Source organism: Phycisphaeraceae bacterium, from assembly GCA_019636795.1.
GTDB lineage: Bacteria > Planctomycetota > Phycisphaerae > Phycisphaerales > UBA1924 > JAHBWW01.
In genome coordinates this window covers 456,175-470,403 of the sequence record JAHBWW010000001.1, presented here as the reverse complement: position 1 = coordinate 470,403, position 14,229 = coordinate 456,175, and the positions used below count along the sequence as shown (strand labels likewise).

The following is a 14,229-nucleotide window of genomic DNA, read 5'->3' as shown; positions in this document are numbered from 1 at the left end:
GGGTCAATCGTTGGCAGGCGAATCCGGGTCGTCACCTACGAAGGCCGACCGAACTCCCATCGAGGCATCATTCAGGTCAGAAGCAAACCCCGAGATCGTGCCGCACCCTCCGAGGCACGCGCACACTACCAAAATCCCGACAATCGATGCTGCACGCAGATGCTTGAAGGTCATAGTTTGCTCCGCACTAGACACTCAGCGTTCATCGGCCGGGCGCGAGAGTTCCATTTACTTCCGGCTGCCATTGCGCCCAAAGAGCCACCGCAGTTCAGCGAAACGGCCCGCATATGCGCCAAGGCCAATGATCGCCACCCCAACGAATGTCAGGATCAGGAGGCGCAATCCCTGCGCGTTCCAGCCCTCGCCGGGTCCGAGCAGGTTTGACACAAGCCACACCGCAATGCCCATCGCGACCGCCAGCGCGAGCGAGCGAGCGACCGCGAGACGTGTCGCACGGTCCATGATTCGCAGCCCTGTCTTGCGCGCAAAGTACATCGGAAGCAGCAGGCTTTGCACCATCGCGCTTGCGGCTGTAGACCAGGCAAGCCCCGCTTCGCGAAGTGGCGTCAGAAATACCAGTGCCACGTTGAGCACCAGATTGAGCCCCACCATAGCAATCGCGACGCGCATCGGCGTCATCGTGTCGCCCTTGGCATAGAACGCGCGCGTCCACAGTTGATTGAGTGAGTACGCCCAGATCGCTGCGCCATACCCGATCAGGACGGCACTCGATCGCTCCACGCCCTCATGGCTGAACCCCCCGCCACCCGAATAGAGCGTCGCAATCAGAGGCGTGCGCACGAGAATCAGGCCAATCGTCGCAGGAATCGCGATGAACAGCGACAGGCGAATCCCATTGCGCAACATCACGATAAATCGCTCGTTGTCGTCGGCAGTGCGACTCAGGGCTGGAAAAATAGCCGTCGCAACCGCAATGCCGAAAACGCCCAAAGGAAACTGATAGAGCCTCTGCGTGAAGAACAGAATGCTGTTCGATGCCTGATCGAGCGGATACGGTTGCCCGGCAATGGTGGGACCAACCCAGTTTGGCCACATCGCGATAAACGTATCGAGCAGAGCGTTGACCTGTAGCGTGCCAAGCCCGATGAGTACGGGCCCGAGGCGGAGCAACATGGCCCGCGCCGGCTCGCGGGCTGCATCAAAGCCACGGGACCAGTGCACACACCCGCGCAGAGCATTCAACGACCACACGATCTGCAACACACCCGAGAGCAGCACCGCACCGCCGATGAACCACGACCACGTTGCAGCCGATGCCCCCTGTACGAAAAAGTACGGCATCGCGACGATGATGATGAACACGTTGAGAATGATCGGCATGGCCGCACCCGGGCCGAAGCGCCCATGGACCTGCAGCATGCCCGCGAGCATCGCCGCCACACACACCAGAGGCATGTACGGCAGAAGAAACATGACCAACTGAATCGAATACGTCCGCTCAGGATTCTCGGGGAGTGCAAACAGCACGACCGCCAGCACGACTTCGGCCAGTACCAGAATCAGGCTCGTCGTGACCGCCACCAGCCCGATTGTCAATGATGCAAACGCGCTCGCGCGGGCGGGGTCATCGCGCATCAGTTTCGAGTATTCAGGAATGAACGCCGCTGCCAGCGCGCCCTCGCCGAAGAGCCGCCGAAACATGTTCGGAATCGCAAATGCCGCTGCAAACGCCGAACCAACATGTCCATCACCAAAGATGCGAACAGTCACAAGATCGCGCGCCAGGCCCAGCACTCGACTGAGCAATGTCAGCGCAGACACCGTGCGAACCGCTCCGCCCAGCACACGCTCCGAGTTGTCTCGGTCGGGGGTCATCGCAGGAAGATCAGCCACACCAGCAGAAGTGACGGAGTCAGAAACAACACCGAGCGAATCACATACCCAAAGAACGATGGCATCAGCACACCCGACTGTTCGGCAATCGCCTTGACCATGAAGTTCGGCCCGTTGCCAATGTACGTCAATGCACCGAAGAACACAGCCCCAAGGGACACCGCCATCGTCAGACGAGCACCATCAACACTCAGCACAAACGCCCGCAGTCCTTCGCGACTCATCCCCTCCGCACCGTACGCCAACTGCAGGAAGTTGGCATACGTCGGCGCGTTATCGAGCATGCTGCTCAGCGAGCCTGTTGCGAAGTAAAACGCCCCGGGCGTCGAGAGCGATATCTGGTCGGCGTGCGTCGCGAGATATCCAAGTGCAGGCGTCATCGTCGCGAAGATGCCGATGAAGAGCAACCCTACTTCCTTGATCGGAAAGAACGTAAAGGCATTGGCGTCGCGAATCGACTGTGCCGAGAGCCTGTAGGTGATGACAGCAATCGCAATCTGCACGAATGGCCCAATCGGGATGCCCTCAAGTGAAGGCCATACAGACCTCAACATCGGATCGAGAAACACTGCGCCAATGATCGCCGCAAGCCCGATGAGCCCCATCATGCCGCGAATCGTTACGCCAAAGGTGGTGGACGACGGTGCCGAATCGGGCTCGTGCCGCGCCACCTGTGAGTCCACAAGAAAAAACGTCAGCAGGAGCGAACCGATGCACACCGCCCACATCGGCCAGAGATTCTCCAGGGTCCACAGGAACGGAATTCCTTTCAGGAATCCGATGTAAAGTGGCGGGTCACCAATGGGCGTCAATGCCCCGCCGCAGTTGCTCACGATGAAAATGAAGAAGATCACATGCACCGCGCGCAGGCGACCGGCGTTGAGGCGCATGAAAGGCCGGATCAGCAGCATCGACGCGCCTGTGGTCCCGACCACGTTGGCGATCAGTGCTCCGAACGCCAGCAGCAGCGTGTTCGTCAGGGGCCTCCCGCGACCTCGAACATCGATCTGAATCCCACCAGACACGATGTACAACCCCCCAACGAGCGCAATGAAACTCAGGTACTCAATCCCCGTGTGCAGCATGTGGTAAGTGCCATACGACATCCCGTGCAGATACGGCGTCCCAAACTGGATCAGGTAATATCCAATGATGATTCCGCTGAAAAAGAAGGCAAAATCAGGAAAGTGCTTGTGCCAGATTTTGCCATTGATGAAAGGCATCACCGCGATGCTCAGCAGCAGCGCAGCAAATGGTGCACACAACACCAGCGGGATCACCGGCACGACCGTCGGCTGATCTGAAGTGTGCACACTCGCGTGTGGAACGCCGATCAAGGCCTCGTCCGTACCGACGCTTTCGACCACCGAATCAGGCAAAACGTCCACATACTCCGGCGGAATCACGATCGTCAGCAAACCCCCAAAGAGCAGACCGATCGTGAGCGAGAGCATCCACGCCATCGGGCCATGAAGGTCGCCAGATCTCCGGATCGAAAGGCTTGCCAGCCCCGCCAGGATCGTGGCGCACCCGATCCCGATGACATTGGCCAGAAAGTCCTGCATCGAGACCGTTCGCTGCAGAATCGGCAAGCCTTGTGTGAGTTCATCAATCGCGGCATACACCACCGCGACACCCGCAGAGATCAGCACATTGCGAGTTGAGAAAGGCGAGCCAAAAAAACCACACAGCATCAGAAGTGCTGTCCACATGCCAAACGCCGCAACATGAATCAGAAGGTCAGGGCGAGCAATGGAGCCGCCGATTCGCAGTGCGGGCCAGTGGGTTCCTGTCACAAGGGCAAGAGCGAAAACCAAAAAAACAATGCGGCACAAGGCACGCTGTTTCACGCGGGGTTGAGACCGCCCGTGGTCGCTCACCGGTTGAGTTCCTCGCTCGGTGCGTTGCTGAGTACAACGTGAACCTCAGGCTTGCCAGGCGTGGACACCTGACTCAATTCACGGCGCTTGTCGAGCAGACGATCCCATTCCCGAAGCAGCGTATCGGCGAGCTCGGCATAGTCGGCCGCGCCCGCAGCAGCCGGGGCATAGTCAAAAATCGTCTGCCCGAAACTCGGCCCTTCCGCAAGCTTGATGTTGCGCCGGATCGCAGGCTTGAACACGCGCGCATAGCGCCACGGCGAAGCCGCATCATCGCGCGCACTGGCAAAAAAAGTGTCCATGTCCGAAACCACCTCGCGCGTGTGCGTCGCCTGCGCATCGTGCATGCACAACACCACGCCCGTCACGCGCAGTTTGGGATTAAGTTGCTGGCGGACCATCGACACCGTTTCAAGCAGCTTGCCCAGCCCTTGAAGTGCCAGAAAGTGCGCCTGCATCGGAATGATCACCTCGCGCGCGCCGACCAGCCCGTTCATCGTCAGCAGCCCCAGCGAAGGCGGGCAGTCGATAATGACAAACTCATAACGACCTTCGAGCCTTGCCAACGCCCGATCCAACCTCTCGTGACGTCGGTCCGCCTGATTCAACTCCGATTCGGCAGCCGCAAGATCCGTCTCGCTCGCCAGCAACCCCAGATTCGGGCGCGCCTCGATCACAGCCTCATGAGGATCACGATCCTCATCGAGCAGCAGGTCATAGATCGACACATCGACGTCGTCCGGATCAACACCAAGATGCAGCGTCGCATGCGCCTGAGGGTCAAGATCGACCAGCAAGGTCGGCCTGCCCTTCTGCGCAATGGCCGCAGCCAGATTCACAGCGGTTGTGGTTTTCCCGACTCCGCCCTTTTGGTTCATCAAGGCGATTCGGCGCATGATCTTCTCATCGCTCATGCCGGGAGTATACGGCCATCGCCAAACACGCCTCGCAATGCACTCTTATCACGGATTCGTGCTTGCCGGAGCGCCCGCCGACGCTGGCCCCTTGGCACCCGCCTGTCCCCCTTCGGAAGCCGGCGCCAATCGCGCGGTTCGAGCCAGTGCTTGCTCTTCCAGATGTCGCCTCCGGGCGATCTTGATTGCATACACCCCGATATAGGACGCGAACACCAGCGCCAGCGCGTAAACCACTCGCGCGCGACCCAGACTCAGCGCCACACCCAGCAAAGCAAATCCCACCCCGATTCCGTACAACGTCAGAACCGCACCCTTCACCCCGAGCGCGCGCTTGAGCATGTGGTGCAGGTGGTCGCTGTCAGGCTCGGACATCTTCTTGTTCGCCAGTTTCCGCCGCACAATAGCCAGCACCGTGTCGATGATCGGAATGCCGTAGATGATCAAACCCGCAATGACGAGATACGTTCGCCCTGCGTCGGTGCTGGTGTCGCCGAGCATCAGGATGATGACGATGGTGCAGAACCCAAGCAGCAACGACCCGCAATCCCCGAGAAAAATACTTGCCGGATTGAAGTTGTGAGGCAGGAACCCAAGACAAGCCCCGACCAGCGCCAGACACAGAATGATCCGCTGCGCATCACGCGGGCCGTCATCGACCATCGCCAGACTCAGGCAGATGAACAGCAACCCCATCGCGGCAATCGCCGTGACGCCAGTCAGCAAACCGTCGAGCCCGTCCACGAGATTCGAGGCGTTGCACCCCCCGAGCACAAAAATCGCAATCACCGCTGTGCCCGTCCAGTACATCAGGTCCAGCTCGATCGGCATCCCAAGCCCAGGAATCTCAAACATCCATGAGAGGTTGCGGTTGCCGACCAGTTCGCCAATGGTCGGGCTCAGGATGCCCTGCGCGACTTTCACGCCGATGTCGTCATACGCCAACGCAGCCGCAGCAAACAACTGCCCACCAAGTTTGACCCGAGGCATGATCCCGACCACATCGTCGATCAGTCCCACAATCATGATCACAGTCAGCCCGAGCACAATCGAAGGCCGAACCAATTGCGGCGTCTCCGTGTCGGGCGAGAGCCACTGCGTCGGCTTGTGCCAGGTGATCAGCCCCTCGATCGGCACCGCGAGGTAACTGTACAGAATGCCCCCCATGATGCCGAGAAACACCGCCACTCCGCCCAGGTATGCGATAGGTATCCGATGGACCTTGCGCGACGACGGATGATCGATGATGCCTAGCGTGATCGCCATGTGCCTCGCCAGAGGCGTGGTCAGCAGCGTGATCACAAACGCGACCACCGCAACCCCAAGATAGCCCTGCAAGATCTCGAATCGTCCCGCCTTCTCGCTCGCAATCCCAACCAGTTGCTCCAACTCCTGATGACGGCTGGCAAGCGCGGCGATATCGTCCCCAAAAGTGGAGATCCGATCCGCGATGCCCTGGGGCACTTTCAGCCCGCCACCCGAAATCATTGCGCTCGCCCTTCTACCTCGGCCGTACTCTCAAGATGCGCAGCCACGTCAATAATAGTCTGTCGTAGACTCCACTTCGGTTCAAACCCGATCGCGTCTCGAATCCGAACCAGACTTGGACGCCTTCGTTGCAAATCCTCGAAACCCCCCGAATATGCCGCTTCATACGGCAACGAGCGAATCTCGGACTTTGATCCCAATGTCTCCACAACCAGCAACGCCAGATCCCCGATCGAAATCGGCTCATCGTTGCCAAGATTCAGCACCCGCCCGCAGCATGCCGGCGACGCAATCATCCGCGTCAAAGCCCACACCACATCGCGCACGTCGCAGAAGCAGCGAGACTGAGTCCCGTCGCCATAAACCTCCAGCGCCTCGCCCAGCATCGCCGCACGCACAAACCGAGGCAGCACCATCCCATACGACCCCAGTTGCCGCGGCCCAACCGTATTGAACAGCCTGACCACCACCGTGGGCAACCCACCTCGCGCATGATGCGCCAACGCCAGATACTCATCAATCGCCTTGGTCTGCGCATACGACCACCGCAAAACGCTTGTCGGGCCGTACACCACGTCATCCTCTTCCCGAAACACCTCGCTCGTCGGCTTGCCATACACCTCGCTGCTCGACGTCAGCAGGATGCGGGTCTTGCCTGCGCGCCCGCCCGCCTGAGCCGCAAAACGCAGCATCGCCGCAGTCTGCTCGACATTGGTCTCGATGCACCCGATCGGATCATCAAGTACAAGCTGGACCCCCACCGCTGCCGCAAGGTGATAGATCTCGTCAAACTGCTCACCGCGTCCGAAGTCAGCCAGCGCCTGGCGCAGTGATGCCTCGATGAACCGCAGCCGCGGGAATGCATCGGGCAGGTTGCTGCGACGACCTGTCGAAAGATCGTCAACCACCGTCACATCATCCCCGCGTTCGAGCAGCGCATCGACCAGATGCGAGCCGATGAACCCGGCGCCGCCGCTGACAAGCACACGCCGATTGGAGAGCGTGCGTTGTTCGTCAGCGGATCTGTTCACGGCTGATTCCCTTTGCGAATCCCGCCCGACTCATTGACCCGACTTCGGATCCCGATCGATCGACGAGCCAACCTTCGCGCCAGGTGTGTGATACGCCAGTGATGTCCGGATATTCTGCTTCATATATCCACCCGTCGAAGCCCGCACCGCATTGACCAGAACACCCAGATGATTGGCGCGGCAATCGTCGAGCTCCCCGCGAAGTCTCGAAACCATACCGCGAGTCTCGCCGTTGGCACGCACCACAAGCATCGAAGCGTCCGCACGATTGGCAACCGCAAACCCATCGCCCGAAACCACCGCCGGCGCAACGTCGATCAGAATGAGGTCATACGTGGTCGACGCACGCTCGAGCAGCTCGCTCATGGGCTTGCCGCCCAGCCTCTCGTATTGACGATGCTCACTCGACCCGACGCTCAGCGCATCAAGGCGGCTCACACCCGGGACATGCTGTACCACAGCCTCGAGCGTAGCGACTCCTGCCAGAACATCCGCAACGCCCGGTCCTTCATTGATGCCGAGTATCCGATGCTGTGCAGGGCGACGGAAGTTCCCATCGATGATCAGCACCTTCATCTCGTTGCTCGCGCACGCCAGTCCGAGATTCGCCACGATCGACGATGCCCCGGAACCCGGCATGCCGCCAAGCACCACCAGCGAACGGCAGTTGAGCCTGGTCATCTGCTTGAGCAGCGATGTACGAAGTTGCCGGAACTGCTCGGCGAGCAGCCCCGTAGGCGCGTCACGGAAGATCGTGTCCACACCGGCCTTGCATGTTGTATCCTCTGAAGCGTCCGCAATCATGCCCACCACACGCGCCCGAGGAAGCAGCGCGATATCCGATGGCCCCTTGATTCGCTGGTCGAGCACCTCGCGCAGCAGGATCACACCACCGACAAGCCCCGTCAGCAGGAACATCCCGGCCGGCACCATCATCACAATGCGAGGGAACGTCGGCTGATTCGGAGTGCGCTCCTGCTGGAACACCGTCACGCGGGCCGCATTCGAAAGGCTGCCTTTGATCGTCAGTTCGGTCAACATGTTTGACGCGTCCTGCCTCGACCCGATCAGGCCTGCAATACGCCGATCAATGTCAGTGATTTCGGTCAGTGTCTTGTTCAGGTCCGCAAGCTCCACGCGGAAGCCATCGGCTTCAGTACTCAGTTGTAGCTGCTGGGCCTGAAGGTTCTGCAACTCCCGCTTGGCCGAGTCATATTCCGCGTCAAAGTTCCGCGCCAAAACCTCTTCGGTAATGTCCGAGAGCTTCTGGCGCCGGGCGTCGATCTGGGCGAGAAGCCTGCGGTAGTCCCGATGCCCGTCCTTGATGCCCATCTCACGCAGCGCCTGAAGATCCGACTCAAGTGTCTTAATCTGCTGGCGGAAATTCGCCACAATCGGGTCCTGTTCCGCAACTGCCCGCTGCGTGTCCGTGTACGTAATGCCCGTCTCGGCATTGCGCATCTGCTCCATGTTGTTCAAACGGCTGATGGTCATCGTGATGTACTGGTTCACATCGCTCAACTGCGCGATGACGATCTTCTGCCTCTGCCCGAGTGCCGTCGCCTTCTCGTCGAGCGAATCGATCGATTGCTCCTTGAGCAGACGCGCGCGACGATCGTTCAGGTCGTTCATTTCCGAATCAAGATTCCGAATCTGATTGTTGATCTGATCCTGCTGGTTGCTCACAGTCACCGCGGTCGCCTGCCGAAGCCGCGAGAGATACGTCTCGCGCACCAGCCGCGCAATGCCCGAAGCATCCGCAGGCCTGCTTGCTTTGACCGTCATCGAGATGTACGACGTACCCGTGATCGGCTTGGCGCGAACCATCTCGGCCAATTCTTCCGCCGCGCTCACGTGATTGACCCCACTTCCCTGGGCATGCTTGGCAGCCCATCCCGAGGCTTCCTGCATCAGTCGCGGACTTTGCGCCACCGCTTCGAGAATGCCGGGCGCAACAATCGCGCTTGACTGCGTCGCCATGAATCGGTCGATTTCGTCCTTGCGAACACCCTCGTTGGTGATATTCGCAACGTTCGGCTCGGCAGGCTGCGCGTCGAAGATCACCTGCGCCGTGTATTGCGGCGCAAACCGCAGAAACACAAAATGCGCGACCACACCGATCGCACCCCCGACAAAAGCGCATGCGACCAGCACCCACATGTACTTCCTCAGCAGCTTGATCGGGTCGATCGGCGTCAGATTACTTCCCGGACCTGTCGCCCCCATCGGTGGACGGCTCCCGGCCTGGGAAATGGATGTACTTGTCTGCACACTGGTCATCAGAATACTCCAGACTTATCGAAACCTACCCGAAAGAGCACCTGTCCAAACGGACTCCGGCCCCTCATCAAATTCGGCATGATTCAGCCCCCGAGTGAGCTGATTCTCCTGAGCATGTCGTCAATCTCGGGTCCGAAATCGCGCCGGAGGTCCGGCAACGTCGCAATCGAAAGCCGCAGACGCTCCAGCGACCGCTTGGCACGCGGCATCTGCCCATTCTTCATGTCAAGCTCGGCCCGTGTCACGATCAGGCTCACTTCCGCACGCTTCGTACTCACGAGCCTCGTCGCCGTCGCCAGCACTTCCTCGGCCTCCTTGAACTGATTCAGACGCACATACACACGCGCCAGCGTGTCGTACACCTCGGGCTGATCGGATGCAGAATCTGCCGCCGACTTCGCGAACGGAAGCGCTTCATGAGCCCGATCAAGTTTGGTCGCCAGGGTGAACGCGCAGTTATTGCTCAGTTCCCAGTCGCCCGGGAAAATATCCAAGCCCTTGCTCCACACCTGGAAAGCTTCCGTGAACTTCCCCTCGGCATACAGCGCTGAGCCCGCCTGCCTGTACGCCAGACGCGCAAACAGCGAATCGCTCCCGAGAGCCTGAAGCTCTGAGAGCAGAGTGTGCCCTTCTGCCCGATAACTCTCGGACTGCACCAGTGCCTGACCAAGGAAGAACTTGAGCCAGCGCGTGCTGTCCTCGCCTGCCTGTTGCGACTGAATCAGACGGTTCAGATAGGCACGCAACGATGCTGTATCGTCGCCATAGACGCCGCGTACGTTTCGCCACCAGCGTGCGACATCCTCAGCCGACGATTTTCTCTTCTCAAAAACCTGAGTCATCGCGGCTTCGCCTTCGTTCCGCTGTCCGCGCTTCATGCGGATCGCACCGTCGGCAAAGTCAACCTGCCAATCCGAAGCCGCCGGCTCGCCGAGAGAGCGAATCTGACGCAACACACGCTCGGCGTCGGCCGCCCGGGGCGGGGTCTGGCTGATCAGCGCATTGATATGCGCCAGCCCAAAACCATAATCACCGCTGAGCTCCCATCCGCGACGATACAACTCCGCCGATCGCGCCCACAGCATCCGGTCATCGAACACCCGTGCCGCACGTGCCATCAACATCAGGTCACGCGGACGCTTGGCAAGCGTCTCCTCGACAAGATCCATCGCGCGCCCTTCCTGCCCGGCAAGAATGTACTCGATCATCACCGCCTGAAGCACATCGGTCAGGTTCGGGTTCACACGCACCGCCGCAACCATGTCGCGCAACATGTCCTCGTAACGACCGACCGATCCATACACCCCCGCACGCAGCTGCAGCGTCTGCGTGTTGTTCGGCTCAAGAGTCAACGCCTGCTGAAGATCGATCAGCACATCATCGAACATCTGCGGATTGCGAAGCCTCACCTGCGCACGCCGCGTGTACGCCAGCGCACTCGTCGGATACATCGCCACCGCACGATTCAGGAGTTCATTCGCCTCCTGCGACTTGCCCGTCGCGTCAGCCAACTCCGACCTTTGCAGCAGCACTGTCAGCGATTCACGCACCTGAGGCCCAAGCTTGGCAATCTGACGTTGCGCCTCGTCAAAGTTCGACGTACGCAGCAGCATCTCGATCCACTGAATCAGGAACGACATCTGCTCATCATCCGCTCCGGCCTCGACGATGCCGCGAAGCAAAGGTTCGGCCGTCGCATACTGCCCGAGTTCCATGTGCAACATGCACAGCACCTTGTCCGCTTCAAGCTGCGATGTCTGGTGCTCGCGCGCGTCTTCCAGCGCCTGCCTCGCAATCCCGTACCGACCACGCACCGTCATGAAACGCGCCATCTCGATGTACGGCACCGCGTCTACTTCATCGCCCTGACTGATGATGTACTCGATGAATGCGCCACGCGCCCGTTCAATCCCGTCAATCATCGTGCCATCCGGCATCGCAACGCGACCCTGATCCGCAAACCAGCGAGCCTCGACCGCCGTTACATACAGATCGCTTTGCTCGGCCTTGAGGTCATCAAGAATCCCGCGCGACTTGCTCCAATACTCCGCCCTCGTCTCATTGGTCAGTCGCGATGCCGTGTCCGACGCAAAGTCGATGTACGTCGATGCCAACTCAAGCTTGTTTACGCGGTCCGATGGGTTCGTCCTGGCAATCTGCTCGCGCACGAGCATCGAGCGCGTACGTCCTGCTTCGCCACCAACTGACGATTCGAGACGCAGCCACGTGTTCATGAACTGCATGTCCGAACGCCCGAAACGCTCAGCCTCGCGCGCCACCGTCAATGCATCCTCAAGCCTATTTGAAAGACGCAACACTTCCATCAGCGATTTGACATTCGCCATGTCGTTCGGCTTGATCTGATACGCCTTGCGGAATGACTCGATCGCACGCTGAGTCAGGCCAGCCTCGAACTGCTGCGAACCGAGCAATCGCCACACCGGCGCCAGATCAGCACCCAGCTCGATCGCCTGCGTCAGCGTCGCCATCGCTTCGGCACGCTTGCCTTCGAAAATCTCCAGCCTTGCGCGATACACAAGTCCGTTGTAACTCAGCACACCGCGAGACATCGCGCTTTGATACACCTCGCGGGCCTTGGCCAGATCTCCCGCCTGAAGCGCGAGCAGGAACTGGAGATCGATCACGTTGGGCTCATCGGGCGCGAGCCGCACAGCTTCAGCCAGCATCGCCGCCGCACCTTCAGCGTTCCCAAACCTCTCGTAAATACCTCGCTTTGTAAGCGCCTTATCCAGTGCCGACGAATCTGTTGAATCCACCAGCGCCGCAAACGCACTCATCAGATCTGTCGAAACCAATGCCCTGTTTACCGACGCCAGCCGCTCATGGTCCGGATGCTTCGCTGCCGCCTGCGAGACAACCGCACGCGCGCTATCCAGATCTCCGCCTTCGAGCAGGATGCTCCCGAGTTGCAGCGCAATCCGAGGTGCCGCGTTGTTCGCCTCATATCCCTGACGCAGGATTCCAACCGCCTCATCCACGCTTCCGGGAGAATCCGAAGTTCCTCGCAGCGCCAGGTTCGCGTTGATCAGCACCTGCTCGACGGGGTCATCCGAGTCCGCCTGGCCCAACTGCACTCTGATGCGCCGAATCAAGTCCTTCAACTCTTCATTGTTCGGATTGATGGCCGCGACACGCTCGAACAACTCCAATGCCGCCACTGGATTCGACAATGACAACTCAGTTTGAGCGAGCATCGTCAGCGCGCTCATATTGTTCGGGTCGATCGCCAGAATGCCCTTGAAAGCAGCCTGCGCCCGGCCATGCTCCTCGAGCTTGCGCGACACCACGCCTTCAAGCCACAATCCGCGCGCATCCACGCTCGTCAACTGCTGGTTGTACTGCTGCACCTTGATCAGCGCGTTGCGAATATCTCCCGATGCGTCCGCCAGCATCGCATCCAGAAACAGCAACTGCGTGTCCGTACTCGGCACACGCTTGGCAAACTCCGCCCGAAGCGCCACCGCCTGCTTGAGCAGATCGTCGCGACCGGCCGTATCGTTATCCGGCTTCGACTCCCGAATGCGCAAAGCCGTATCCGCCCGAATGAAGTACGCCTGTGTCTGCTGAAAACGCTGGAGCATCCCCTGCAGACTCACCGGCAGAGGCGGCAGTTCACTCACCGCCTTGAGCACATCCGATGCTTCCTCATACTCGCGACGGTCCAGATGCAGGCCCGCAAGCATCATCAACGCCCGCGAGTTACGCGGGTTGTTGTCAATCGCCTGCTTGAGCAGTTCGATCGTCATCGATCCATTCGAACGAGGCACAACCGCCCTCTCAAGCATCCAGAATCGCTGAATCACATTCCGAACCGACAACTGGTCTGCAACCATCAACCTGCCCGACAGATCCTCGACACGATCTGCAAAACTCGTCATCGTCGTCGCAGTCACACGTGCCAGTTCCGTACCCACCAGTCCGCGCGTTCTCTCCTCCAGCGTCGCATCGATCGTCAGCGCCAGACGGTTGACCATCACTTCCGGATTGGTCGGGTCGCGGAGCAAATGGTCATCGAGCACCTTCATTGCCTGCGTCCGCCACTGAGCAAACTGATCCCGACGCCCCGCAACCGCTGCCTCACGCGCACGCGCGTCGAACATCCTCATCAGCCCGACGCTGACTTCCCCATCGGTCGGCGAAACGTCCAGCACCGCTTTGAGATCCTCTTCAGCCATCGTCCGCTGGTCATTCGTCACCACACGCGATTCCATCAGCAGGTTCGAGTACACAAGCCCGCGGAAACGACGCAGCCTAAGCCGATCGCTGTTCTCCGGGTTGGCGCTCTGCATCAGCGAGAGCAGCACCTCGGTTTCCGACTCGATCTGATCGATCGCCGCACGCGGGAACCCGCTCATCGACGAACGCTCATACAGCAGACCCAGGTATTCGAGTGCGGGCTCTAGCTTCGTCGGCTGCGAAATCGCAAGCCCACGCAGCATCGGCATGAACGCCATCCCGAACTCGTTGTCAAACTCCGTTTCGCTCGCAGGCTTCCACGCCTCGATCGCCGCACGCCACTTCTCGAGCCATTCGACGTTGTTCGGGACTTTGTTCACCGCCCGGCTGTACATCCGCTTGGCGAGCCCATACTCCCCGTTCACCATCGCTTCGTCGCCCGCTTGGACGTTGTCCTCCGGCGTCTTGTTGAGCACCAGCGCATACAGCCCGATCGCGCCGCCTCCAACCGCCGCCAGACCAACCACCAGCGCCACCACCAGTTTCATATTCACTCGAGACGCCATGCTGACTCCTCTGCCATGC

8 protein-coding genes are annotated in these 14,229 nt (G+C 59.9%); all 8 read right to left on the bottom strand.

From position 1 onward, the window contains the following. Window positions 1-3: 3 nt before the first annotated feature. The 8 genes from KF757_01980 to KF757_01945 all read right to left on the bottom strand — a co-directional run bounded on the left by KF757_01980 (window position 4) and on the right by KF757_01945 (window position 14,210). Entirely contained in the window at window positions 4-174 is a 171-nt protein-coding gene (locus KF757_01980) for a hypothetical protein (protein ID MBX3321739.1), read from the bottom strand. 54 nt (window positions 175-228) lie between these two features. Further along, the gene (gene murJ, locus KF757_01975; GenBank protein MBX3321738.1) at window positions 229-1,836 is read right to left on the bottom strand and encodes a murein biosynthesis integral membrane protein MurJ; all 1,608 of its coding nucleotides are present in this window, start codon (window positions 1,834-1,836) and stop codon (window positions 229-231) included. Next, window positions 1,833-3,566 (bottom strand): sodium:proton antiporter, encoded by a 1,734-nt coding sequence (locus KF757_01970; GenBank protein MBX3321737.1) that lies wholly within the window; start codon window positions 3,564-3,566, stop codon window positions 1,833-1,835. The genes murJ and KF757_01970 overlap by 4 nt, the downstream gene beginning before the upstream one ends. Window positions 3,567-3,730: 164 nt before the next feature. Beyond that, on the bottom strand, window positions 3,731-4,648 hold the full coding sequence (locus KF757_01965) for a ParA family protein (protein ID MBX3321736.1): 918 nt from the start codon (window positions 4,646-4,648) through the stop codon (window positions 3,731-3,733). Between the two features lie 48 nt (window positions 4,649-4,696). After that, window positions 4,697-6,136 (bottom strand): undecaprenyl/decaprenyl-phosphate alpha-N-acetylglucosaminyl 1-phosphate transferase, encoded by a 1,440-nt coding sequence (locus KF757_01960; GenBank protein MBX3321735.1) that lies wholly within the window; start codon window positions 6,134-6,136, stop codon window positions 4,697-4,699. Then, window positions 6,133-7,167 carry an NAD-dependent epimerase/dehydratase family protein gene (locus tag KF757_01955; GenBank protein MBX3321734.1) on the bottom strand — a complete coding sequence of 345 codons (1,035 nt, stop codon included), beginning with the start codon at window positions 7,165-7,167 and terminating at the stop codon, window positions 6,133-6,135. Before KF757_01955 ends, KF757_01960 begins: the two co-directional genes overlap by 4 nt. 30 nt (window positions 7,168-7,197) lie before the next feature. Beyond that, window positions 7,198-9,447 carry a hypothetical protein gene (locus KF757_01950; protein MBX3321733.1) on the bottom strand — a complete coding sequence of 750 codons (2,250 nt, stop codon included), beginning with the start codon at window positions 9,445-9,447 and terminating at the stop codon, window positions 7,198-7,200. Between the two features lie 83 nt (window positions 9,448-9,530). Continuing rightward, window positions 9,531-14,210 (bottom strand): tetratricopeptide repeat protein, encoded by a 4,680-nt coding sequence (locus tag KF757_01945; GenBank protein MBX3321732.1) that lies wholly within the window; start codon window positions 14,208-14,210, stop codon window positions 9,531-9,533. Window positions 14,211-14,229 lie beyond the last annotated feature (19 nt).

Bases quoted from the DNA above. Each gene is read 5' to 3' on its own strand.
- murJ (MBX3321738.1), bottom strand. From the start codon at position 1,836: ATGACCCCCGACCGAGACAACTCGGAGCGTGTGCTGGGCGGAGCGGTT.
- KF757_01960 (MBX3321735.1), bottom strand. From the start codon at position 6,136: ATGATTTCGGGTGGCGGGCTGAAAGTGCCCCAGGGCATCGCGGATCGG.
- KF757_01980 (MBX3321739.1), bottom strand. From the start codon at position 174: ATGACCTTCAAGCATCTGCGTGCAGCATCGATTGTCGGGATTTTGGTA.
- KF757_01945 (MBX3321732.1), bottom strand. From the start codon at position 14,210: ATGGCGTCTCGAGTGAATATGAAACTGGTGGTGGCGCTGGTGGTTGGT.
- KF757_01970 (MBX3321737.1), bottom strand. From the start codon at position 3,566: ATGTGGACAGCACTTCTGATGCTGTGTGGTTTTTTTGGCTCGCCTTTC.
- KF757_01965 (MBX3321736.1), bottom strand. From the start codon at position 4,648: ATGAGCGATGAGAAGATCATGCGCCGAATCGCCTTGATGAACCAAAAG.
- KF757_01950 (MBX3321733.1), bottom strand. From the start codon at position 9,447: ATGACCAGTGTGCAGACAAGTACATCCATTTCCCAGGCCGGGAGCCGT.